The following is a 21,830-nucleotide window of genomic DNA, read 5'->3' on the forward strand; positions in this document are numbered from 1 at the left end:
CTGAAATGGAAGAAGAAATGCAGCAGCAAGTAAATACCTGGATTGAAAAAGAATTACCTGTCCTGACCGCAATGGCCGATGATATTTTTGATCATCCTGAAATCGGACCCCATGAGGTATATTCCCACAAGGTACTGACTTCGTATCTGGAAGCCCATGGCTTTACGGTAACGCATGGCCTGGGAGGTCTTGAGACGGCTTTTAAAGCTGTTTGGCAGCATGGTGAAGGCGGCCCCAATATTGGTCTTTTATGCGAATTTGATGCGCTGGCCGGAATGGGCCATGGCTGCGGGCACCACATGCAGGGACCTGCTATTTTAGGCGCTGCCTGCGCTTTGAAAGAGGCCGCCGGGGATAAACCTTTTACTTTGACCGTATATGGCACGCCAGGAGAAGAAAATATAAGCGGCAAATATATCATGATCCAAAATGGAATTACTTTCGAAGAACTGGATGTGGCACTGATGATGCACGGCGGACCGGCCACTCAGACAGATATTAAGTGCCTGGCCTGTGCGGATATCAATCTGGTCTTTCACGGTAAGGCGGCTCATGCTGCACTGAAACCGGAAGCCGGCAGAAGTTCCCTCGATGCGACGATGCTTGCTTTTCATGCGCTGGAATGCCTGCGGGAACACGTTCCGGGAGATGTTAAAATTCACTATAACATTATGGATACGGGCGGGACGAAGGCTAATGTTGTTCCCAGTTATACCCAGACTGATCTTTACGTGCGCGCCGATACGGTGGGGACAGTCAAATCTGTGCTGCAAAGGGTTGAAAAGATTGTGCGCGGCGCTGAATTGATGACTGAAACGACGGCTGATTTTACGGTGTCGAAGATTCTGGATAACAAAATTCCCAATCTGACCTTAAATGATATCCTGATGAAACATGCCTGTTCTTTAGGGGCCCCGAATTGTCAGGAACCCAGAAAAAGGACGGGTTCTACAGATTTTGCCAACGTTATGCATCGGGTCCCCGGTTCCTGTATCCGTGTGGCTTTTGTGCCTGACGGAACTGCATCCCATTCGCAGGCATTTATCGATGCCGGTAAATCAGAAAAAGCCCATCAGGCCGTTAAATTTGGTGCTCAGATTCTTGCGGATACCTGTCTTGAACTAATTTATCATCCGGAAGAATTAAAGGTCGTAAAAGAAGAATTTCAAACGCGTCTTGCCAAAGAGCAGGCTGGCGAAGCGTAAAGCTGCTGGCCGCGGATCACTTGTAAAGGAAAAATGACGCGGCGCTTTTGCTTTTAATGGGTTAAAACAGCTGTAGTCCCTAATGTAGGTCTGCAGCTGTTTTAGTATTTTCGGGCAAAGCCACGTATATTCGTAACATGGACTTTTAGATTTTTTGCTCATGGCATCTGCTTCTTTGGAATTGTGAAAAATGTCCATTTTTTCACAACCCTGTTTTCATCAAATGATTCGGGAGAAAATATTCGAAAAAATTCTGCTTGTCCATAAAAAGTTGTAAACAATAGGAATTCCTGTTTAAAGGCTCAGAAAGGGCATTACTGTTTCCTTTCCTCCTCTTTTTAAAGGAAAACGGGAAAAATTAAAATAAGCAAAAAAATAAGTAAAACGTAACGCCTGTCTGTTTACCATGTGCAAAACTACCTGTTGTGTATATTTGTCGAAAAATGACATAAAAACCACAATATATAGTTGCACAGGCTCCCTTTTTGGTGTATTCTATTAATGCGGTTCCGAAAGGGAACTGTATTTATTTCTGTTTTCTTTTAGATTGGAATATCAATTTTTACTATTTATCAATTGAATTTGATGGGAGGAAGATGGAAGTGGCGCCGTTGGGGAAGCAAGTCATCAAACGTAATGGGACTACTGTAGCTTTTGACCGCAATAAGATTGTCGTCGCCATTCAGAAGGCAAACAAAGCTGTGGATGAGACAGAACGCCTGCCTCAGGAGGATGTGGAAGCAATTGCTTCTTACGTGGAAGGAAAGAAACGTAAACGTTTGCTTGTAGAAGATATTCAGGACATGGTGGAAAAGCAGATTATGAAGCGCGGCCGTTATGAACTGGCCAAAGCATATATCATTTACCGCTACAACCGCGCCCTTGTACGTAAAGCCAACACGACGGATGAATCCATTCTTTCCCTTATCAGTAATAAAAATAAGGACGTCATGGAAGAAAACTCCAATAAGAATGCCGTCATGATTTCTACACAGCGTGACCTTATTGCCGGTGAGGTATCCCGTGATTTGACGCGCCGTGTGATGCTGCCGGAGAAAATTTCCAAGGCCCATGATGAAGGCATTTTGCATTTCCATGATTCCGATTATTTTATTCAGCCCATGATCAACTGCTGCCTGATTAATATCGGTGATATGCTGGATAACGGTACTGTGATGCATGGCAAACTGATTGAAACCCCAAAGAGCTTTCAGGTAGCCTGCACGGTGATGACACAGATTATTGCTTCCGTGGCTTCTGCTCAATATGGCGGTCAGTCTGTCGATGTGTCTCATCTGGGCAAATACCTGCGCCGCAGCCGTGAAAAATTTAAGAAACGCCTGCTCGAAGCCTCCCACGGCAAGATGGGAGAAGAGGAAATGAAAGCAGTGCTGGATGCCCGCATGAAAGAAGAACTCTCAAGCGGTGTCCAGACCATTCAGTACCAGATTAATACCCTTATGACGACCAATGGCCAGTCTCCGTTTGTTACTCTCTTCCTCCATTTGGATCCGAATGATGAATACATTGAAGAAAATGCCCAAATCATCGAGGAAATTCTGAAGCAGCGTCTGGAAGGAATTAAAAATGAAGCCGGTGTGTATGTCACGCCTGCTTTCCCGAAACTGGTTTATGTACTGGACGAAAATAACTGCCTGAACGGCGGTAAATATGATTATCTGACGAAGCTGGCCGTGCGCTGCTCCATCAAGAGAATGTATCCGGATTATATCTCCGCTAAGAAGATGCGCGAAAACTACGAAGGAAACGTGTTTTCTCCGATGGGCTGCCGTTCTTTCCTGATCCCTTGGAAAGATAAAGACGGCCACTACAAATTCGAAGGCCGTTTCAATCAGGGCGTCGTTTCCATCAATTTGCCGCAAATCGGTATTATTGCCAAAGGTGATGAAGATAAGTTCTGGAAGCTGCTCGATGAACGCCTGGAACTCTGCCGCGAGGCATTGATGGTACGCCATAACCACCTGAAAGGCATTAAGAGCGATGTATCTCCGATTCATTGGCAGTATGGTGCCATTGCCCGCCTGAAGAAGGGTGAGACCATCGATAAGCTCCTGGAAGGCGGTTATTCTACGCTGTCTCTGGGATATATCGGTCTCTATGAGTGCACGGTAGCCATGAAGGGAGTCAGCCATACGACTCCGGAAGGCGAAGAATTTGCTCTGCGCGTGATGAAGCATCTGAATGAAGCCTGCAAGAAATGGCGTAAGGAAACCGGTCTGGGTTTCTCTCTTTACGGAACACCGGCTGAATCACTTTGCTATCGCTTTGCACGCATCGATAAAGCTCGTTTTGGTACAATCAAAGATATTACCGATAAAGGGTACTATACGAATTCTTACCATGTGGATGTCCGCGAAAAAATCGATGCATTCAGCAAGTTTACTTTTGAAAATCAGTTCCAGCCGATTTCGACGGGTGGCTGCATTTCCTATGTGGAAATTCCGAACATGAAGAAAAACCCGACTGCCATCGAAGACCTGGTTCATTTTATCTATGATAATATCCAGTATGCTGAATTCAATACTAAGTCCGATTATTGCCAGGTCTGCGGCTTTGACGGAGAAATCAAGATTAATGATAATCTTGAATGGGAATGCCCGCAGTGCCACAATAAGGACCAGCGTAAGATGAACGTAGTACGCCGGACCTGCGGCTATCTTGGAGAAAATTTCTGGAATGTGGGGAAAACCAAGGAAATTAAAGCCCGGGTATTACACTTATAAAAGGGAGTGTTGGCGTTGAATTACGCAGCCATTAAAAAAACAGACGTAGCAAACGGACCCGGAGTGCGGGTGTCCCTCTATGTGAGCGGGTGCCGGCATCACTGTAAGGGCTGCTTCAATCAGGAAACATGGGATTTTGCCTATGGTCATCCTTTCGGGCAAGAGCAGGTTCAGGAAATCCTGGAAGCACTGGCGCCGAGTTATATCAGAGGATTTTCCCTGCTTGGCGGGGAACCGTTCGAACCGGAAAATCAACTTGTCCTTGTTGGATTGCTCCGGCACATACGGGAACGTTACCCGAAGAAAACCATCTGGTGTTACAGCGGGTATTTACTCGATTCCCAAATCCTTTCCGGAAAACTCGGTGATCCCGAAGTTACACGGGAAATGCTGGGATATATCGATATTCTTGTGGATGGTGAATTTGTCGAGGCCGAAAAGGATATCAACCTGCGGTTTAAGGGGAGCCGAAACCAGCGGATCATTAATGTACCGGAATCTTTAAAAGAGGGCACGGTGGTTCTCTGGGGCGGCCAGGAGTATGCGTAAATAGTCAAGGGGCTGTGGAAAATGAAATTTCATTTTTCACAGTCTCTTTTTTAAAGGCCGCAGGCCGCAGAATTCAGGACTGTGGCTCCTTCTTGCAAACCATGGGTAAAATGTTAAAATACGTTATATAGTGGTCATTTTAGGAGGTACCCTCATGGACGTTCTGCATATGACAGAGGAAGAGTTGGAACAACAATGTATTGAATGGCGGCGCTGGTTCCATCGTCATCCTGAAGTCAGTACAAAAGAAGAGCATACATCGGAAAAGATTTTTGGTATATTATCTGACTTAGGGCTCAATCCTGTGCGCGGCAAAGGTCATTACGGCATTGCGGCGACACTCAAGGGTGACAAACCGGGACCGATGATTGCCCTGCGGGCCGACATGGATGCTTTATCCGTCAAGGAAGAGACAGGGCTGCCTTTTGCTTCTGAAAGTGAAGGCGTGATGCATGCCTGTGGTCATGATGTTCACATGGCGACACTGCTCGAGACGATACTCCGCCTGCTTCGCCGCAAGGACGAAATCGAAGGCAGTATCCGTATCCTTTTTCAGCCTTCGGAAGAACTTTCTCCGACTGGCGGTGCCCGTTATATGATGAATGACGGCTTCCTGAAAGATGTGAAGGGCGTATTTGGCCTGCACGTATGGCCGAATTATCCTGTAGGTAAAATTGGAGTGAAACCGGGAGCTCTTATGGCCGGTTCTGACCGGTTCCGGGTGGAAATCAAAGGCCGCACTTCCCATGCCGGACACCCTCATGAAGGTATCGATGCGATCATGGCAGCGGCAGATTTCCTCGAACAGGTCAACCATATTGTAGCCCGCCGGGTCAGCCCGCTGGATACAGCGACTATCAATATCGGTACGATTCACGGCGGCTCGCGCTACAATGTAGTTCCCAGTTCTGTGGTAATGGAAGGCACTATTCGGACGTTAAACGAGACAACCCGCAATCATATTCCGGAATGGCTCAAAGGGATGCTGGAAGGACTGAAATTATCTGCGGGAGTTGACTATCAATTCGACTACTATCGCGGCTATCCTGTCGTAATGAATTGGCCGGTTCCTGCCAAACTCGTCGCAGATACTGCGCGGGAAGTGCTCGGGGAAGATGCTGTGGAACCCCACGTCAATCCCGACCTGACGGCGGAAGATTTCGGCGTATATCTGACTGAGGTGCCGGGTTCTTTCTTGTGGCTCGGTGTTGGTACTCCGGGAGAGCCCGTCTACGGACTGCATAGTTCAAAATGCTGTCCAAACGAAAAGGCGCTTGTTGTAGGATCCAAATTGATGAGCCAGGTGGCGGTCAATGCACTGAAAGCTTTGAACGCCGGTGCAGATTTCAGTAAGGATATTTAATGCAGATGTCTTGAAATGACGTGCGGTCGGCATCGGAAGTACAAGAGGTGAAGTACATGAAAATTATGGTAATTGGCGGCGGCGGTGTCGGCGGCTACATCACTGCGTATTTAGATAAATATTGTCCCGGGGAAGTTACTTTGGTAGAACGGGGCGAACATAAGGAATATCTGGAAGCCCATGGCCTTTCCGTATACAGCGAGGCACTGGGAGACCGGCATGTGGAGGTTCCCGTATTGGGACAGGCTGCTGATGCAGGTGTACAGGATGTCATCTTCATCTGTGTCAAAGCAGATGCTCTTGGAGAGGCACTCAGAAATATCAAACCGGCAGTAGATGAACATACGATTCTGGTGCCGCTGATGAACGGTGCGGAACATGAAAGATGGATTCGCCGCGTGCTGGATAAAGGAATTGTTGTGGACACTGCTCTCTACATCAATAGTGAAGTGGCATCAGACTATTCCATTCACCAGCGTGGCCATGTAGTACGTATTTATGTTGGTTCCGAAGATCCGGCAGCCCTGGAGGAAATTCATGACTTGCTTAATCATCCGGGTATGAGAGCTTACCAGGCAGTCGATATCCGTCTGGAGACGTGGGAAAAATATGTCTTTAATTTTGCCTACAACCTGATAACCGCTTATTACGGCATGACGCTGGGTGAGGTGCTCGCCCAGGAGGGCAGCCATACGATTATCCAGCGACTTCTTGAAGAAGTGTGCTCCGTAGCAGATGCTATGGGTGTCATCCTGCCTAACCGAATCGGAGAAGCTCAGTACAACCGGATTTGTACCAAAGAAGATAAAACGGTAAGCAGCTCGCTGGCTCGTGACATTGCAATGGGCAGAGAAGGTGAGCTCGATATGTTTTCCGGCTTTCTTATCCGTATGGGCAAGCGTTATCATGTGCCTGTACCGATGACAGAGAAAGTCGATCAAGTCATCCGCGAACGGTTGACAGCTGTCCAAAAGGAGAAAAAATGATGAAATTCGTTTTTGTCGGAGACAGCCTTGTGAGCTGTCCCAATGTGAGACTTGCAGAATCCTGGCCGGAAGCAGCTGCCCAAAAAGTTGGGTTTAAAGCCGTCAATAGTGCGGCTGGAGGTCGTCTGACCCTGATTATGCGCGGCATGTTCCGGACCGATGTGATTGCAGAAAATCCAGATGGTGTGTTTATCCTGTGCGGTACCAATGATGTGCTGCTTGATGAACCTCTGGAAAAGATTAAAGAAAATATTAAAGTAACGCTTGATCAGGCAGAAAATGCCGGTATTAAAATGATTGTACTGGGACAACCCAGCTTTACGCGGCCTGAGAGTGCTGATGCAGGCTGGCAGATTCCCAGTGAAGTAGATAAGCATAATAAAGTACTGGAAGAGTACAGGGCCTGGCTTGAAAAAGAAGCACAACGCCGCCGGATTCCGACACTGGATCTTGAAAAAGTTCTGGCAGCTGGGGAGAAAGCGGCCGGTCACTCTTTATTTATTGACGGACTGCATCCGACAGCCGAAGGAAATGGCCTCATTGCGGACGCTTTTGTGACGCTTCTTAAGAAGCACTTCGGAGATCAATTATGATGCAGCACGAAAAACCGCTTGCAGTGATGGAACGCTCCGTCATGCTTTCCATGGCAAATTCTTCCGGCCATCTTTTCGGCGGACGGCTGATGGCCTGGATGGACGAACTTGCCGGCATTACAGCGCACCGTTTTGCCTGGACGCGGGTCACGACAGCTGCCGTCAAATCCATGAATTTTTATGTGCCCATCCATTACGGCAGGGTGCTGAAGCTGGAAGGACGAGTCGTCCGCGTCGGCGGCTCCTCGATGGATATCGAAATTCAGGTCTTTTTGGAGCCTGAAGAAGAAAATGGCATTTGGGTCAAAGCGGCTGATGCTGTTTTTGTGTACGTTTCTTTGAATGATGCGGGAAGACCCATCCGAATTCGCCGTAATCTTGATGGGTCCGGCAGAGTATAAGATCGAGGGATGCTAAGATGATATATTATTTTTCCGGGACAGGTAACTCCTACCACCTGGCTAAAAAATTGGGTGAAGCCCTGAACGAGCCTATTGCTTTTATAAGTCCAATGGGCGTGGACTGTCAGGACGAAGAGGTAACAGGACTTGTTTTTCCGGTATATTTTGGAGAAATCCCCGGACCGGTCCGGGCTTTTTTGAAAAATAGTACATTTTCCCCAAGGGGTTATTTCTTTGGCGTCGCTACCTGCGGGACGACGATTGGTTCTTCTCTGAAGACCGTCGATACGCTTCTTCAGGCAAAAGGCAGACGTCTTGATTACGGCGCAATGATCGCTATGGTGGCAAACAGTACGCCCGCAATCCGCAGTCATATCCGGTATGCTGTGGAAAAACTAGATAATGAGCCGCTGGTGGTAGAAGGTATTGCGGAAGGAGTCAGAAATCGCAAGGAAGATCGCAGCCTCTGTAAGTCCTCCTTGATGGGAATCCTGTTCCAAACCGGCCCGGGACAGGATTTTTCTCATTGGTATTTTAACCTGGGCGTAGACAACGATATTTGTACGGGATGCGGCCTTTGTGCACGCCTCTGCCCGGTGCATAATATCGTTATAAAAGACGGGAAGGCTGTGCACGAGGATCACTGCGCCGAGTGCCTTGCCTGCCTGCATGCTTGTCCTGTTCAGGCGACGACGGTTCGCGGCCGGCACATCTTAAAAGAAGATCAATACCATCATCCCGAAGTTACGTGGAAAGAATTGGTAAAAAGATAAGAAAAAACGAGCGAAGCCGTGGAAAATGAGCTTTCATTTTCCACGGCTTCGCTCGTTTTAAAGGGAAACTATTCTATAGTTCTCTCCAGCGGGGGTTAATTTTTCTCAATCGCCTGCCTTGGACATATATCGAAACAAGTTCCGCAATGGCGGCACAAAATTTGATCAATGACGGCTTTTCCATCTTCAATTCGGATTGCGTTTGCAGGACATTCGGCAGCGCACTGACCGCAGCCGATACAGTTGTCGCCTGCAAAATAGTGAATTTCAGATGCCAGTGCGGCTGCAGGAAAGGCGGAGAAGAGCGTAGTCAAACAAAATAATTTTCCCGAACCGATTACACAGGTTTTTAAGAATTCTCTTCTATTCATTTGACTATTTTTGCTTTCTTATTTTATTGCGGCAAGGGCCCAGTTTCTGATATCAGCCGCCGAATAACCATTCAGCATAGTGCCTTTTTGAACCTTGGCACCCTTGCATATTTTCTTGAGCGCCGTATCAGAACCGCTGATGCCGCTTCCTCCGGACACGGCAAAGGGGATGATTCTTTTATTGCTGAAATCAAGGGATTCCGCGAAACTATAGATGATCATCGGGGCATTATACCACCAGATAGGATAACCGATAAAAATCGTGTCATACGTTTCCAGCTGGGCCTGTGTAAGCTGGACTTTCATCTGAGGGCGGCGGCTGATGCTCTCCTCATCCCGTGCCCTTGTGAGGCACTCATTATAACTGGCGGGATAGGCAGCGGCAGGCTCGATGGGAAAAAGATCGGCTCCCACGGCTTTTGCAATTTGCTCTGCAGCCCGCTTGGTATTCCCGCTGTAAGAAAAATAAGCGACCAGTGATTTCATTGTTATCATATCCTTTCATGCTTTTATGACGCTCTATCGAAAAAACGTATCCATGGGATGATTTAGCTGGCATTCAATCCCTTTGACACTATTATATTTTTAAAAAGAATATCGAGAAAATACTTGTTTTTCATAGAGCACCATGCTGAAAAGGTATGGAAATTTGAATCACCGTGGCACAAAAAAGGGGCTGTGAAAGTAATATACACGCATTATTTCACAGCCCTTAAGGATAATTGCAGATTGCGGATAGCTTTAGGACGAAAAGCGCTTTTGTTCTATGGCTTGAATTCAGGAAACCGTTTTTATTTTAAGACAAAATTGTGGCGGCAATTTTGTCTCCAGCGGCAATTCGCAGTCTATGGGAAAAGGCCGTAAGACAATGATCCATCACTATTTTACGGCCCTTTTCTTCCAGTTCTGACAGATTCTCTATTCTTTTCCCAGCGTTACTCTTTTAACTTGCGGATAACGTCGACAACGGTACCGTCGCGATACTCAACGATGCAGACGACGTCATCGGTCGTTTCAATTGGTTTTGGCACGCCGGTCAGATCTTCGGCCATCTTTTGCAGCTCTTCAATGGAAACAAGAGGCAGGCTGGTCTTTTTCAGATCCTCTTTCAGCATTTGATAATTTTTGTGACGCGGGTTCAGGGCAATGCCGGCTTCGGTAACGACAACAGCTACCGTTTCGCCAGGCGTGCAGGCCGTAAACACGTGCTTGACGATGGAAGGCGTCCGCCCACGAATCAGGGGAATGGTGACAATGGAAACCTGTGCGCCGCCTGCAACATCCGGGCCGCCGCCAAGACCGCCGCGCATTTCACCGGATGAACCGGTCAAAATGTTGACGTTGAAATCAGTATCAACTTCTAGGGCACCCAGGATACCGAAAGTTTCGCGGTTCAGGAAACCACCTTTTGTATAGGCACTGGCGTAGTCTTCTGTGTCAATTTCCACTACACCCGGACGGTCGTTGATGGCTTTGGCAGCTACCGAGTCGAAAGACTGGTTGCATTCAACTGCACGAACCAGGCCTTCATCGTACATATCAATGATGGCAGAAGTAATCCCACCGAGGGCGAAGCTGGCTTTTACACCTCTGGCGCGCATGCAGTCGGCCAGGTACTTGGTCGTAGCAATGCTGATGGCACCGGCACCCGTCTGGAAGGAGAAACCATTCTTGAAGAAACGGGAAGCGGCCATAACTTTGGCTGCGCGTTCTGCAATCATCAAGTCACGCGGATTCTTGGTTAAACGAGCAGCACCGGATCCGATTTTTGCGGGATCCCCGATACTGTCAACCTTGACGACATAATCCACATACTGCTGACTGATACTTGCCGGGATGCAGGGATATTCGACGAGGTTATCCGTAATTACAATTACACAGCCGGCATTGTGCACATCGACGAAAGAATAGCCAAGTGCGCCGCAGGCATTCGGACCAATGAGCCCCGTGCTGTTGCCATAGTCATCAGAAGCAGAGGCACCAATGAAGGCAACATCAATCTGCAGTTCGCCCGTTTCAATAGCGCGGGAACGGGCACCATGCGTTCTCAGGATAACCGGTTCAGAAAGGGCACCATGAAGTACAGCATCACCTAACGAGCCGCGGATACCACTGGCTTCAATGCGGTTGATTGTGCCGGATTTAACGAAATCGACAATAGAAGGATTCTTCAGGTCTACAACGGCACTCGGAGCAAAACGCAAGTTTTTGATGCCCAAGTCGCGGATTGCCGTCAGAACCTGACCAATCACCTTATCACCGGAACGGAAACTGTGGTGGAAAGAAATTGTCATGCCGTCTTTCAGCCCGGAAGCCTTGATAGCTGCTTTTAAATCGGGAAGCAGTTTTGACTCACCGGGAATGCGCAGACGCTGTGTTCTTTTGGTTACAACAGGTGTAGTCGGGGCTGGGGTAACATGTGCGCCGGCATAAGGCTTTACCTTATAAGTTCCAATTGTTTCAGGCAGTTCGCGCCCTAATTTATTTACAATCATTTTTCCGAACCTCCTACTTTGATACCGGCAGCAATGGCCTTAGCCAGCGTCTGGCGGGCTCGTAGTTCCATGGGCTTATCAACCATGGCGCCGTCCAGGGTGCAAACACCTGTATGATTACGAGCAGCTTCGTCCAATACTGCAAGAACGCGCTGTGCATTTCGGATTTGCTTCATGCTGGGCGTGAAGCATTCGTTAACAGCCTCAATCTGACGCGGATGGACACAGGTCTTGCCGTCAAAACCAAGCGAACGAGTCATCTTCAAATCTTCGGCTAATCCGTCGGCATCATTGATATCCGCAAATACGGCATCTTGTGCACTGATGCCAGCGGCCCGGCAGGCCATCAGGATAGCATTTCGCGCATAAAAGATTTCCCAGCCTTTTTTCGTACGCTCTGCACCAATACTGGCCGTCAGATCTTCAGCACCGATAGCCATAGCGGCTACTCTGGGGCTTGATTTAGCGATTTCCAGTGCATTGATGACCCCCATATAGGATTCAATGTTGCACCAGAACTGAATTTTACCCGGCTCGACACCTGCTTTTTTCTCGATTTCCGTTACTTTGGCATCGAGTTTTTTGACTTCATCAGCGTACTCTACTTTCGGAATACGGATAGCATCAGGCTGTGCCCGGACGGCCATTTCCAGATCTTCGTCAATAAAATCGGAATAGATGCCGTTGACACGGATGATTACATATTTATTATTGGGACGATGGTTTTTAATCAGGTTGTAGATGAGAAAACGGGCTGCGTCTTTTTCACCGACTGAAACAGAGTCTTCCAAGTCGTAGACCAGGCAGTCTTCTCCATAGAAACCAGCCTGAATCATGCGAGCCGGACTGGTTCCGCCTGCGTACAAAGTAGTTCTCATTAATCTGGTTTCAGACATGGCCTGCATCCTCCTTTGACCAGTCATACGGCTGTTCGGCAGCCCTGGTGATGGCGCATTCAAGTCTGGCACGAATCACGCAGTCAAGTGCGCCTTTGTCCTGTATTTCTACCTTGGCATCTTTTACTTGAAATTGAGAAAGTACGTCTTGTACAGACTCCACAATGGAGTCTCCAAACATGGCCTTGACATCACTTTCCAGGTTAATGTCGATTCCTTTGCCGGCCTGGGGATAAATTGTAATCATGGCGTCACTGGATTCCAGGGTTCCAGCGACGGCTGGCTTTTTGAGTTCCATAAGAGAAGAGCACCTCCTTAAAAATTTATCCAATTCATCTTTGCTGCCATCACCTTACCATCCGGCTGTTTCTTTGTTAAATACAGGTTCTACATGGGGATATAAGGATTTTATTTAAACTCCCTTGCTGCGTCGTTATAAATTGATATCGCTGCTTCATATACACGACTAGGGAAAGTGACGGTAACAATCCGCAAAAAATACATTTCATTGGTTCATTGGACTGTAATAATAAGAGTTGAGTTATATCCGGATATTATTTCTTATCTTGATAGAGCCAGTCAGCACTGGCTCAGTGAAAAACTATTTTCCAAAGCCGTAAAGTTCTTCCGGGTTTTTGACAAGCGCAAGTTCGCGAGCGTGCGCGGTTGGGAACCAAGAGGCGGCCAATTCTGTCAGTTCTATTTCACTGGGTTTTATTTTTTCTGTTGTATGTGGAAAATCGGTACCAAAAACAACACGTTCCGGTGCGTAAGAAGCAATTGCCTTGGCTACTTTGGCTGCATCAGGCCAAGGTCTTCCTACCGTTGTGTTTAAATAGGGACCGCTGAGTTTTACCCAGGTGTGTCCTGCATCGATCAGGGAACAAATAAAACGGAACGCCGGGTCATCTGTGCCTTTAGCAGGGTCAAGGCGCCCCATATGGTCAATGACGATAGGGCAGGGCAGACTTTTGAGGTCGTCAGCATGTTCCAATAATTGAGCAGCACCCATGTGTAGTTGAACATGCCATCCCATATCGGCAATGCGTTTTGCAAGTGGTAAACAGTCCTCATAGGAAACAACTGCATTTTTGGGGTTCCAAAGACTGAAACGCAGCCCTACGACGCCTTTCCTCTCCAAATCCCGGAGTTCAGCATCGGAAATGCTGTTGTTTACGACTGCAATTCCCTTGGCTTTACTGCGGCCGTAAGCAGCGATGGCGTCAGTTAAGCAGGTGTTGTCGGTACCAAATACTTTTGCTTGTACAAATACAGCCCGCTCAAAGCCCAATTTTTCAGCAATTTTGCGATATTCTTCTACTGTCCCCTTTTGGGCGGCTGCCTTGCCATTATTGGGATACTTGGGATCAATAATGTGCAGATGAGAATTGCAGGCATTTTTTGGCATCTGAAAGGACAAGATTGAACTTTCCATAAACTGAACCTCCTTTAATTTATTTTGTCTAAGTCAAATATATCGGAGAATTCAAATAATGGATAATATCATTATTGCCTGGAGACATAAAGTTCTCGTATATCTTCTTTATTTCTCTGTTCCAAATAGACAGGTGATTATAAAACTAGATATAATAGAACTAGAGAGAAGGGATGTATTCATGAAAATTCAAAATTTGAAATACATGATGGTAGTTGCACAGGAAAAGAGCATCACAAAGGCTGCGAATAAGCTTTTTATTGCTCAGCCGGCGCTTTCTCAAATTATTAAGCAAGTTGAAAAAGAAGTAGGAGCTTCCATATTCGTCAGAAACACCAGTGGCGTAACCTTAACGGAAGAGGGGCGCATCTTTTTAGATTTTGCCGAAAATGTGGCACGCGATGAATATCGTTATAAAAAACGGATAGAAGAAGTTCGGAGTAATGCAGCCCGGGAAGTACGAGTGGGGCTTACGGGTACTCAGGGAACTTATAGTCTTCCTTATTTTCTGCCGCAGTTCAAAAAGAAATATCCTATGGCGCGTGTTACCCTTGTTGAAAACAATAGTGGAATCATTGAAAGAAAAATCCTGGATGGCACTGTAGATATTGGTTTGATTCACCCTCCTATCCAGGTGGATGGATTGGAAAATTTTGAAATCAGCCATGACGATTTTGTTATCATTCCTACGGAACAAAGTCATTACCAGCGGTATATTTATTATCGAGAAGGAGATGATCGTCCTTATCTCGATTTAAAATTTCTGCAAGATGAACCTATAGCGATTACCACACCGCAGCAGCGCAGCCGGCGACTATGTGACGAAGTTTTCCTGCGTGCGGGCATAGAACCTCGAATCCTCCAGGAGTCTAAAAATCTTATTACCCTGGATGCGCTTGCACAAGTTAACTATGCTACCGTGCTGCTTCCGCGAAAACAGCTGTCAGCCGAGCTGAAACGACGTGCTTATTTTTTTATTGATCCTAAGTACGCTGCCTATTATCCGCTATATGTGTCGGTAGCTAAAGGTGCTTATCGCTCATCAATGACTGAAAAATTACTGGCTTTTCTCCGCAGCTTGATTTATACGTTTTAAATAGGTGAGACCGTAAAAAATAAAAAGATGTCTTGGCATTTAGCCTCACGTGCGTTGACATAATGAACTTTGCGGATGATGAAAGGCAAAAAAGGGACTGCGAAAGAATGAATTTTCATTTTTCGCAGCCTCTTTTTTATTTCCGCTAACTGATGATGTTCGTTTAAATTATATAAAAATCCATATGCCCCTATATAGATTCTGTATTTTTCAACGAAGTATTTATGGTGATACTGTTTAATAAACAAAAATTAAATGGCGGATTAGAGGGGGGATGACAATGAAGATAAATAAAAAGAATATTAAAACAAGTAAGAGTCGAATTATACTGAAATGCGGTAAGTAACTTTTTACTAGAGAAGGATTTGAAGCATCTGTCTGCTGCATGTTGCTTCTGGGATATGCCGCGGCGGGGACCGGTTCGGAAGAAGTTGTTGGGTTACCTGCAGTAAATCAGACAGTATGCCGCGCTGTTACGTATCGTAAGGATAGCGTAATGATGTTATTCGTGAGGTAGAAAAATGATTAACATAATTATCGTCATCAGTATTGTCATCGCTATTGTTTTAGGCTTTAAAACAAAATATAACATTGGCTTCTTCGCCATGACGTTTGCCTATTTTATTGGCTGTTTTGGCTTGGGAATGAAGCCAAAAGCCATTATTGCGCTTTGGCCTATCAGTACGTTCTTTGTCATTTTTTCCGTCGGTTTATTTTATAATTTTGCCGTTGTTAACGGCACGATGGAGAAAATTGCCGGCTACGCATTGTACGCGACTCGCAAATTCCCTGATTTCTTGCCGCTGATCATTTACTTAGCCAGTGTTTTTGTTGCTGCTTTAGGTGCCGGCTTCTTTACTGTTATGGCTGTTTTTTGTCCTATGACGCTGATTCTCTGCGAAAAAGCACACCAGAATAAGTTGATAGGGGCTTCAGCCGTTAACTGGGGAGCCTTGTCCGGAGCCAATCTTATGACGAGCGGATCTGGTGTTGTCTTTCAGGGGCTCATTAAAGATGCCGGCTACGAAGAACAGGCTTTTGTCATGGGGATTCCTCTTTTCGTGGTCACGGTTGTCTACCCTATCGTTGTTTTGTTAATTTATATTCTTGGTAAACGCTTGTTAGGAAAAGGCGTGCGGGGAAGTTTGGAAGTGCCTCGTCCCCAGCCGTTTGACGCAACGCAGAAAAAGACACTGATGCTGATGGCACTTACCATTGTATTAGTTCTGATTTTCCCAATTATGCATATCATAATGCCTGGTAATGCTGTTATTTCACGAGTCAATGCCAGCATAGATATTGGTCTGGTCTGCATTGTTATGTCGGTTGTTGCGTTGTTTATGCATCTGGGTTCCCAGAAAGCCGTTGTAGATAAAGTGCCCTGGAATACCATCATCATGATTTGTGGTGTCGGGATGCTGATTAAAGTGGCAGTTAAGGCTGGTCTGATTGATATTATTGGTGCCTGGATCGGTGGAAATATTCCTATTTTCTGGCTGCCTGTGGCCTTTGCGTTTATCGGTGCCGTGATGTCCTTCTTCAGCAGTACGCTGAGCGTGGTAGCCCCGGCCCTGTATCCGGTGGTAGGTGCTATGTGTGCGGCGAATCCGGCTCTCAATCCTGCTGTTCTTTTTGCAGCTGTTGTCTGCGGAGCACAGTCTTCCAATATTTCCCCATTTTCGTCCGGAGGTTCGCTTATTCAGGGCTCTTGCCAGAACGATGAAGAACGTGACTGGCTTTTCCCACGACAGATATTTATCGGTGTTCCTATAAGTGTTGGATCAGCTTGTATTGCTACCCTTATTATGAGCTTGATATTAAAATAATGAGCTGATTTTCATAACACATAAAAAGGTTTTAAATAATTCTATGATTTTCTATTGTAGGACTATTAGCGCCCCTCTATAAACCCTTATGTGGTTATAAAGAAGACTCGAAGAGACTATAATTGCTTCGAGTCTTCTTTTATTTTTTGGCTTTAGCTGGTCGAGCTCCGCGACTGAATAAGGCGCGAGCGAAACAAACAACCACCCGCTATGCGGGTGCGCGTCGATTGTTATACAAAAAAATCACCCTTTCAAGGTATAATACAGCTGCTCAGACCGTATTGTCCTATAGAAAGGATGATTTTTATGGCAATGATGGCTAATAGCCTTGCCCACACCAGATGGATTTGCAGATACCATATAGTGTTCTGCCCAAAGTATAGAAGAAAAATTGTTTATAATCAATATCGAGAAAGCTTGAGAGACATTATCCGAGTACTTTGTAAATACAAAGGAGTCGAAATTATAGAGGGACACCTCATGCCCGATCACGTACACCTGCTGGTATCGATACCACCGAAACTAAGCGTAGCACAGTTTATGGGATATCTGAAAGGGAAAAGTGCTCTGATGATGTTTGATAAACACGCAAATTTGAAATACAAATTTGGGAACAGACACTTTTGGGCCGAAGGCTACTACGTAAGTACAGTAGGAGTCAATGAGGCCACAATAGCAAAATATATCCGAGAGCAGGAAAAACGAGATATAGCAATGGATAAATTAAGCGTAAAGGAATACGAAGACCCCTTCAGGGGTCCAGGCAAGTAATACAAACACCCTTTTAAGGGTAGCTACGAGTCAAGGGCAATACGGCTTGAGCCAAGCCAGCGCCTTGAGACGCAGCCGGTAACAGGGGCTTATAGCCCCAGAGCAAACCGGGGCTGTCGCAAGTGACCGATTTTTAATCCCTGAAATAACTTGCTAAAGACCCCAAATTGCCTTACTTTTTAGTTGAATATGTTTTGAGATGAAAAAAGGGCGCACGAAATTAAGCAACTCTAAGTTGCTTTTTTTCGTGCGCTCTTTTTGTATCTTTTAGGCCTCTTTTTTCAGCGGATATAAGTGCAAATCCTCTTTGCCGTCTTGAACTTTGTGATGGACCTTCAGGACATTCCGTGCCATGGCACATATTCCCACTGTTACCAGGGCATTTCCTTTGCCTCGGGTTTCTAGTCTTCTGACGTTTAATGAATCCTTGAGATCCGCAAAGGCTCCTTCTGCCTGTATACTGCGGTTCATCCTCAGTTCCTTACCATATTCGGAAGTAATGTTCTTCAGGGATTCTGCCCTCAATGCAGCAAAATTCTTCGAGACCACTAATTTCTTGTTTCTTTTCTCCATGGGTGTCCTGCAATTGTTCCCATGGATGCACTGTTCCTTGTAGGGACAACCGCTGCAGTCCTTACATTCGTAATATGTTTTCTCTGACACATATCCTGACCGGTTCTTTACCTGGGTTACTTTACTGACTTTCAGCAGTCTCCTACCTTTACAGATATACATGTCTTGATCAGGCAAATATGTCATGTTTTCTGCTTTGCCGATGTCGTTCTTATACTTTTTCCTCTTGCTTCTTTCATAATTGTTAGGCTTGATATATGAAGTATACTGATTCTTCTTCAGCCAGACCAAGTTCTCTTCGCTTTCATAGCCTGCATCGGCTACAATGTTTGCAAATTTCTGACCGAAGTGGGCTTCAAATCCTTCAAGAAAAGGAATGAGTGTCCGCATATCTGTTGGATGTGCACTCACATCTGCAAACAAGGTAAAACCGGAATTGTTGGCATATTGGACATTGTATCCCGGCTTTAAGGCGCCATTAAGCATGGCGTCTTCTTTCATCCTCATAAAGGTAGCATCCGGGTCTGTTTTGGCAAAGCTGTTCCGTTCCCCACAGATGTGAAGCTGCTTCGTATACACCTTAAGCCGTTTGAGATAGTTAGCTAAAATCTCATAGTACTTCTGTAGAATGGTCTTTCTTTTCCCACATCCGTGAACAAACTCGATCCCTTCAGCCCGCTTTATGACAAGCAGTTTTTTTAGGAGCTTCTTTAAATGACGGATGTGGAAAGTGTTTCCGTAACAGACCTTGATTCCGAAACGTTCCTCGATTTCGGGAACCAGTTGCTCCAGTTTCTCTATGAGTTTGTTCTGGCTGCCTAAGACTCTGTTTTTCCAAACAAATTTGTATTTGTTTGCCACAGATTCAATTTTTGTCCCATCGATGAACAGGCTATCCAGCGTGATGAAACCGCGAGCCAGCAGCCATTTATCCATCTGAATCATGAGCTCCTTGATACATGGTTTTAGATGGAGGGAACAAAATCTTGCAATGGTTGCATTATCCGGAGCTTTTTTCCCATCTAAGAGGAACATGAAATGAGTGTCTCTTTTACAGGATTGCTCTATCTTACGCGAACCACGAATTCCTTCCATACATGCATAAATGACGATCTCCAGCAGCTGAATTGGTGACGTTAATTTATTCTCGACATGAGAATACGTGTCATACAATGCCTTTACATCCATCCCTTCTACCATGGCACGCACCAAGCGAACAGGATCGTCATTAGGGATTTGTACTTCAAAATTTAGAGGAAGAAAAAGTTGATAAGAACTGCCAATTTTTGTATAATCCTTTTGTGTAGGTTTGTTTTTTGGCATATTTAAATTCTACACCAAGGCGCGGTCTCATTCAATGAGGCCGCGCCTTGCTTTTACCTTGTTTTTGATACAAAAGGGGCCGTCGCAAAATGCGACAGCCCCGGTGCTGATTTTTCCATCTTACTTTTTAAAAGAGATTAGATTAATTTCCGGATTTCTTCTGTTTCAATCTGTAAACTGAAATAGGGTAAAATACCTCATATATATTTTTTCCTTGGAACAAATTGGGGGAATGTATTGTTAAAGGAATAAGCGCGTCACAAAGTTGTTTTACGTGTCTTTTTTCATAATGCATAAAAAAGCGGAATCTCCCATATCGCTCAGGCTGGAGAGGTTCCGCTTTTTTGTGCAGATATTTTTATTTTTTGCTCTTAACTGTCCCCATGCTTCCGTAAAGGATATACAACAGGAAGCAGGCAGCGATGCAGAACCATTTGATGAGAGCACCGGTGCCCTGCTTCACAAACATGTCGTAGTAGCCCTTCAGGTAGATTGTCAGGATAAAGAGCGGAAGGATATACATTAAGTAGTTCTTAACGCCGGCAGGCATCTTGGTACCAAGACCGTCATTAGCCTCGGCCAGGAAGTTTTCCCAGGTCCAGCCGTTTTTCTTTGTACAGAACAGAACAAAGACAAGACTGCCTAATGGCAGCAGGTTATTGGAAACGATGAAATCTTCCAAATCGAGGATGCCCGTACCGGGACCCAGTGGCTGGAAGCCGGACCAGATATTAAAACCAAGGACACAAGGGACACTCAGGATTACTACAAGAATGCCGTTAATCATAACGCTCTCTTTGCGCTGCCAGCCGAAGAGGTTCATCCCAAAGGCGATGAGGTTTTCAAAGACGGCAATGACCGTCGACAAAGCGGCAAAGGAAAGAAAAACAAAGAACAACATACCCCAAATCTGACCGCCCGGCATTTGAGCAAACAAGTTTGGAATGGTCAGGAAGATGAGGCTCGGACCGGCATCCGGTTTGATGCCATAGGCAAAGCAGGCCGGGATGATGATGAAGCCGGCCATCAGCGCTACAAATGTATCAAGCGCTGTGATGGTGACAGCTTCGCCGAGCAAGCTGCGGCCGCGGGGCAGGTAGGCACCAAAAATCAGCATAGCGCCGATACCGATGGACAACGTAAAGAATGCCTGGCTCATGGCGGCAAAAATTACGTTGCCCCAGCCAATTTTGTTAATCGCATCAAAATTGGGTACCAGGTAAAATTCGATTCCTTTTTCTGCGCCTTCCAGGAAAACGGAATGGATGGCCAAAGCAACCATTAAAAGCAGCAGGGCGACCATCATGACCTTCGTAATGCGTTCAACGCCATTTTGAATCCCGAAATAGCAAACCAAAAAACCGATGACGCAGGCAAGTACCATCCAGAACATCATTGTAGAGGCACTGCCCAGCATGGCTCCGAATGCGGCTCCGATGACTTTTGGAGTAGCTCCGATAAAGGCACCTCTGAAATGAAGATAGCAATAGTAGAGCATCCAGCCTGTTACGGTCGTATAGTACATCATCAGCATGTAACAGCCGATGATACTGATCCACTTAAATTTGTGCCAGCGTGTGCCGGGCGGTTCCAGTACGTCAAAACTCTTGGCGGCACTGCGGCGGCTGCCGCGGCCGATGGCAAATTCACAGACCATGACGGGAATGCCCATAATAAGAAGAAATATCAAATAGATCAGGATAAAGGCAGCTCCGCCAAACTGACCGCACAGGTAAGGAAATTTCCAAACATTGCCAATACCGATAGCACATCCTGCCGATACCAGAATAAACCCGAGCCGGGTCGCAAAAGAGTCCATAGGATTATCTTGTCCTGCCATAAATACACCTCATTTTAGTCGTTTTGTTTTATTTTGTGCCGAAGTGCTCAGCGTGGCTTATTCGGCGTGATGGGAGTTGGCTGCATTGCTTTTATATTAGAATGGGGCTGCCCGGGAGCCGGTGCAGAGACATTCCCTTTATTGCTGTGGGGAATTGATCCGGAAGGAAGCTGAGAACCACTTTGGCTTTTAGCAGCAGGAACCTGCGGTTGGGAAGATTTGAACCTTTTTTTGAATTCCTGAAGTGCACGGTTCTTATCTGCCTGATTCAGCTTTACCTCCTGTTCAAGACGCGCTTTTTCTGCCCGATAGCGTCTGACATAACGTGTCCAGACGAAAAGACCGCCTGCCAGAATAGCAATCAAAAACATCGCAATCAACTTCGTTGTTCTGTTGTCATGGGGCTTGGTCCCGCCATTATTTTTGTTTTTATTATATTCATTCCACGGAAATACCATATCGATCTCTCCTTACAAGATTGATATATCCTTATTTTACTATTTATGTCTTTAAATAGAAATAGGATGTTACAAAAAAGTCTGTTAATATTCAATAAAATAAGAAAAATGGGTTCTTCTTTTTCTGCTTAT

20 protein-coding genes are annotated in these 21,830 nt (G+C 45.9%); 11 read left to right on the forward strand and 9 right to left on the reverse strand.

Translation table 11 applies throughout. The annotated features are described in order from the left end of the window. The first annotated feature begins 5 nt into the window (after positions 1 to 5). The 8 genes from LKE33_04315 to LKE33_04350 all read left to right on the forward strand — a co-directional run bounded on the left by LKE33_04315 (position 6) and on the right by LKE33_04350 (position 8,614). Complete coding sequence (locus tag LKE33_04315; GenBank protein ID MCH3950151.1) at positions 6 to 1,205, forward strand: M20 family metallopeptidase; 1,200 nt, start codon at positions 6 to 8, stop codon at positions 1,203 to 1,205. A 596-nt stretch (positions 1,206 to 1,801) separates the two neighbouring features. After that, complete coding sequence (nrdD, locus tag LKE33_04320; protein MCH3950152.1) at positions 1,802 to 3,949, forward strand: anaerobic ribonucleoside-triphosphate reductase; 2,148 nt, start codon at positions 1,802 to 1,804, stop codon at positions 3,947 to 3,949. Positions 3,950 to 3,955: 6 nt separating this feature from the next. Beyond that, positions 3,956 to 4,498 (forward strand): anaerobic ribonucleoside-triphosphate reductase activating protein, encoded by a 543-nt coding sequence (gene nrdG / locus LKE33_04325; protein MCH3950153.1) that lies wholly within the window; start codon positions 3,956 to 3,958, stop codon positions 4,496 to 4,498. Between the two features lie 154 nt (positions 4,499 to 4,652). Next, positions 4,653 to 5,861 carry an amidohydrolase gene (locus LKE33_04330; protein MCH3950154.1) on the forward strand — a complete coding sequence of 403 codons (1,209 nt, stop codon included), beginning with the start codon at positions 4,653 to 4,655 and terminating at the stop codon, positions 5,859 to 5,861. Positions 5,862 to 5,917: 56 nt separating this feature from the next. After that, positions 5,918 to 6,847, forward strand: a complete 930-nt coding sequence (locus LKE33_04335) for a 2-dehydropantoate 2-reductase (protein ID MCH3950155.1) — start codon at positions 5,918 to 5,920, stop codon at positions 6,845 to 6,847. Further along, positions 6,844 to 7,440, forward strand: coding sequence for a GDSL-type esterase/lipase family protein (locus LKE33_04340; GenBank protein ID MCH3950156.1), 597 nt, complete (start codon positions 6,844 to 6,846; stop codon positions 7,438 to 7,440). The genes LKE33_04335 and LKE33_04340 overlap by 4 nt, the downstream gene beginning before the upstream one ends. Then, positions 7,437 to 7,841, forward strand: coding sequence for an acyl-CoA thioesterase (locus LKE33_04345; protein ID MCH3950157.1), 405 nt, complete (start codon positions 7,437 to 7,439; stop codon positions 7,839 to 7,841). The genes LKE33_04340 and LKE33_04345 overlap by 4 nt, the downstream gene beginning before the upstream one ends. 17 nt (positions 7,842 to 7,858) lie before the next feature. After that, positions 7,859 to 8,614, forward strand: coding sequence for an EFR1 family ferrodoxin (locus LKE33_04350; protein ID MCH3950158.1), 756 nt, complete (start codon positions 7,859 to 7,861; stop codon positions 8,612 to 8,614). 95 nt (positions 8,615 to 8,709) lie between these two features. Here the strand turns inward: LKE33_04350 and LKE33_04355 are convergent, their stop codons facing one another. The 6 genes from LKE33_04355 to LKE33_04380 form a co-directional block, all read right to left on the reverse strand. Next, positions 8,710 to 8,985: a 4Fe-4S binding protein gene (locus LKE33_04355; protein ID MCH3950159.1), complete on the reverse strand. Its 276-nt coding sequence runs from the start codon at positions 8,983 to 8,985 to the stop codon at positions 8,710 to 8,712. A gap of 18 nt (positions 8,986 to 9,003) precedes the next feature. Beyond that, positions 9,004 to 9,471, reverse strand: coding sequence for an NAD(P)H-dependent oxidoreductase (locus tag LKE33_04360; protein MCH3950160.1), 468 nt, complete (start codon positions 9,469 to 9,471; stop codon positions 9,004 to 9,006). Between the two features lie 449 nt (positions 9,472 to 9,920). Beyond that, entirely contained in the window at positions 9,921 to 11,480 is a 1,560-nt protein-coding gene (gene citF, locus LKE33_04365) for a citrate lyase subunit alpha (GenBank protein ID MCH3950161.1), read from the reverse strand. Further along, the gene (locus tag LKE33_04370; protein ID MCH3950162.1) at positions 11,477 to 12,376 is read right to left on the reverse strand and encodes an aldolase/citrate lyase family protein; all 900 of its coding nucleotides are present in this window, start codon (positions 12,374 to 12,376) and stop codon (positions 11,477 to 11,479) included. The genes citF and LKE33_04370 overlap by 4 nt, the downstream gene beginning before the upstream one ends. Continuing rightward, a complete protein-coding gene (gene citD, locus LKE33_04375; GenBank protein MCH3950163.1) occupies positions 12,369 to 12,674 on the reverse strand; it encodes a citrate lyase acyl carrier protein in 306 nt (101 codons plus the stop codon). The genes LKE33_04370 and citD overlap by 8 nt, the downstream gene beginning before the upstream one ends. A 303-nt stretch (positions 12,675 to 12,977) precedes the next feature. After that, positions 12,978 to 13,811 carry an amidohydrolase family protein gene (locus LKE33_04380; GenBank protein ID MCH3950164.1) on the reverse strand — a complete coding sequence of 278 codons (834 nt, stop codon included), beginning with the start codon at positions 13,809 to 13,811 and terminating at the stop codon, positions 12,978 to 12,980. Positions 13,812 to 13,869: 58 nt separating this feature from the next. On the opposite strand from LKE33_04380, the gene LKE33_04385 reads away from it, so the two are divergent. From LKE33_04385 to tnpA, 3 genes are all read left to right on the forward strand, one after another. Then, a complete protein-coding gene (locus LKE33_04385) occupies positions 13,870 to 14,907 on the forward strand; it encodes a LysR family transcriptional regulator (GenBank protein MCH3950165.1) in 1,038 nt (345 codons plus the stop codon). A 521-nt stretch (positions 14,908 to 15,428) separates the two neighbouring features. Next, on the forward strand, positions 15,429 to 16,733 hold the full coding sequence (locus tag LKE33_04390) for an SLC13 family permease (protein MCH3950166.1): 1,305 nt from the start codon (positions 15,429 to 15,431) through the stop codon (positions 16,731 to 16,733). Positions 16,734 to 17,039: 306 nt separating this feature from the next. Further along, the gene (gene tnpA, locus LKE33_04395) at positions 17,040 to 17,504 is read left to right on the forward strand and encodes an IS200/IS605 family transposase (protein ID MCH3950167.1); all 465 of its coding nucleotides are present in this window, start codon (positions 17,040 to 17,042) and stop codon (positions 17,502 to 17,504) included. 267 nt (positions 17,505 to 17,771) lie between these two features. On the opposite strand, the gene LKE33_04400 is transcribed toward tnpA, so the two are convergent. From LKE33_04400 to LKE33_04410, 3 genes are all read right to left on the reverse strand, one after another. Continuing rightward, entirely contained in the window at positions 17,772 to 19,400 is a 1,629-nt protein-coding gene (locus LKE33_04400; GenBank protein MCH3950168.1) for an IS1182 family transposase, read from the reverse strand. A 358-nt stretch (positions 19,401 to 19,758) separates the two neighbouring features. Further along, positions 19,759 to 21,240: a sodium-dependent transporter gene (locus tag LKE33_04405; protein ID MCH3950169.1), complete on the reverse strand. Its 1,482-nt coding sequence runs from the start codon at positions 21,238 to 21,240 to the stop codon at positions 19,759 to 19,761. 47 nt (positions 21,241 to 21,287) lie between these two features. Then, entirely contained in the window at positions 21,288 to 21,698 is a 411-nt protein-coding gene (locus LKE33_04410) for a hypothetical protein (protein MCH3950170.1), read from the reverse strand. Positions 21,699 to 21,830 lie beyond the last annotated feature (132 nt).

It is taken from the genome of Acidaminococcus sp. (genome assembly GCA_022482815.1).
Taxonomy (GTDB): Bacteria; Bacillota; Negativicutes; order Acidaminococcales; family Acidaminococcaceae; genus Acidaminococcus.

What these genes read in the sequence shown, in the direction of transcription:
- LKE33_04330 (MCH3950154.1), top strand. Translation starts at nt 4,653, where the DNA reads ATGGACGTTCTGCATATGACAGAGGAAGAGTTGGAACAACAATGTATT.
- LKE33_04335 (MCH3950155.1), top strand. Translation starts at nt 5,918, where the DNA reads ATGAAAATTATGGTAATTGGCGGCGGCGGTGTCGGCGGCTACATCACT.
- LKE33_04380 (MCH3950164.1), bottom strand. Translation starts at nt 13,811, where the DNA reads ATGGAAAGTTCAATCTTGTCCTTTCAGATGCCAAAAAATGCCTGCAAT.
- citD (MCH3950163.1), bottom strand. Translation starts at nt 12,674, where the DNA reads ATGGAACTCAAAAAGCCAGCCGTCGCTGGAACCCTGGAATCCAGTGAC.
- tnpA (MCH3950167.1), top strand. Translation starts at nt 17,040, where the DNA reads ATGGCAATGATGGCTAATAGCCTTGCCCACACCAGATGGATTTGCAGA.
- LKE33_04405 (MCH3950169.1), bottom strand. Translation starts at nt 21,240, where the DNA reads ATGGCAGGACAAGATAATCCTATGGACTCTTTTGCGACCCGGCTCGGG.
- LKE33_04345 (MCH3950157.1), top strand. Translation starts at nt 7,437, where the DNA reads ATGATGCAGCACGAAAAACCGCTTGCAGTGATGGAACGCTCCGTCATG.
- LKE33_04360 (MCH3950160.1), bottom strand. Translation starts at nt 9,471, where the DNA reads ATGAAATCACTGGTCGCTTATTTTTCTTACAGCGGGAATACCAAGCGG.
- citF (MCH3950161.1), bottom strand. Translation starts at nt 11,480, where the DNA reads ATGATTGTAAATAAATTAGGGCGCGAACTGCCTGAAACAATTGGAACT.
- LKE33_04340 (MCH3950156.1), top strand. Translation starts at nt 6,844, where the DNA reads ATGATGAAATTCGTTTTTGTCGGAGACAGCCTTGTGAGCTGTCCCAAT.
- LKE33_04410 (MCH3950170.1), bottom strand. Translation starts at nt 21,698, where the DNA reads ATGGTATTTCCGTGGAATGAATATAATAAAAACAAAAATAATGGCGGG.
- nrdD (MCH3950152.1), top strand. Translation starts at nt 1,802, where the DNA reads ATGGAAGTGGCGCCGTTGGGGAAGCAAGTCATCAAACGTAATGGGACT.
- LKE33_04400 (MCH3950168.1), bottom strand. Translation starts at nt 19,400, where the DNA reads ATGCCAAAAAACAAACCTACACAAAAGGATTATACAAAAATTGGCAGT.
- LKE33_04350 (MCH3950158.1), top strand. Translation starts at nt 7,859, where the DNA reads ATGATATATTATTTTTCCGGGACAGGTAACTCCTACCACCTGGCTAAA.
- LKE33_04385 (MCH3950165.1), top strand. Translation starts at nt 13,870, where the DNA reads ATGGATAATATCATTATTGCCTGGAGACATAAAGTTCTCGTATATCTT.
- LKE33_04355 (MCH3950159.1), bottom strand. Translation starts at nt 8,985, where the DNA reads ATGAATAGAAGAGAATTCTTAAAAACCTGTGTAATCGGTTCGGGAAAA.
- LKE33_04370 (MCH3950162.1), bottom strand. Translation starts at nt 12,376, where the DNA reads ATGTCTGAAACCAGATTAATGAGAACTACTTTGTACGCAGGCGGAACC.
- LKE33_04390 (MCH3950166.1), top strand. Translation starts at nt 15,429, where the DNA reads ATGATTAACATAATTATCGTCATCAGTATTGTCATCGCTATTGTTTTA.
- LKE33_04315 (MCH3950151.1), top strand. Translation starts at nt 6, where the DNA reads ATGGAAGAAGAAATGCAGCAGCAAGTAAATACCTGGATTGAAAAAGAA.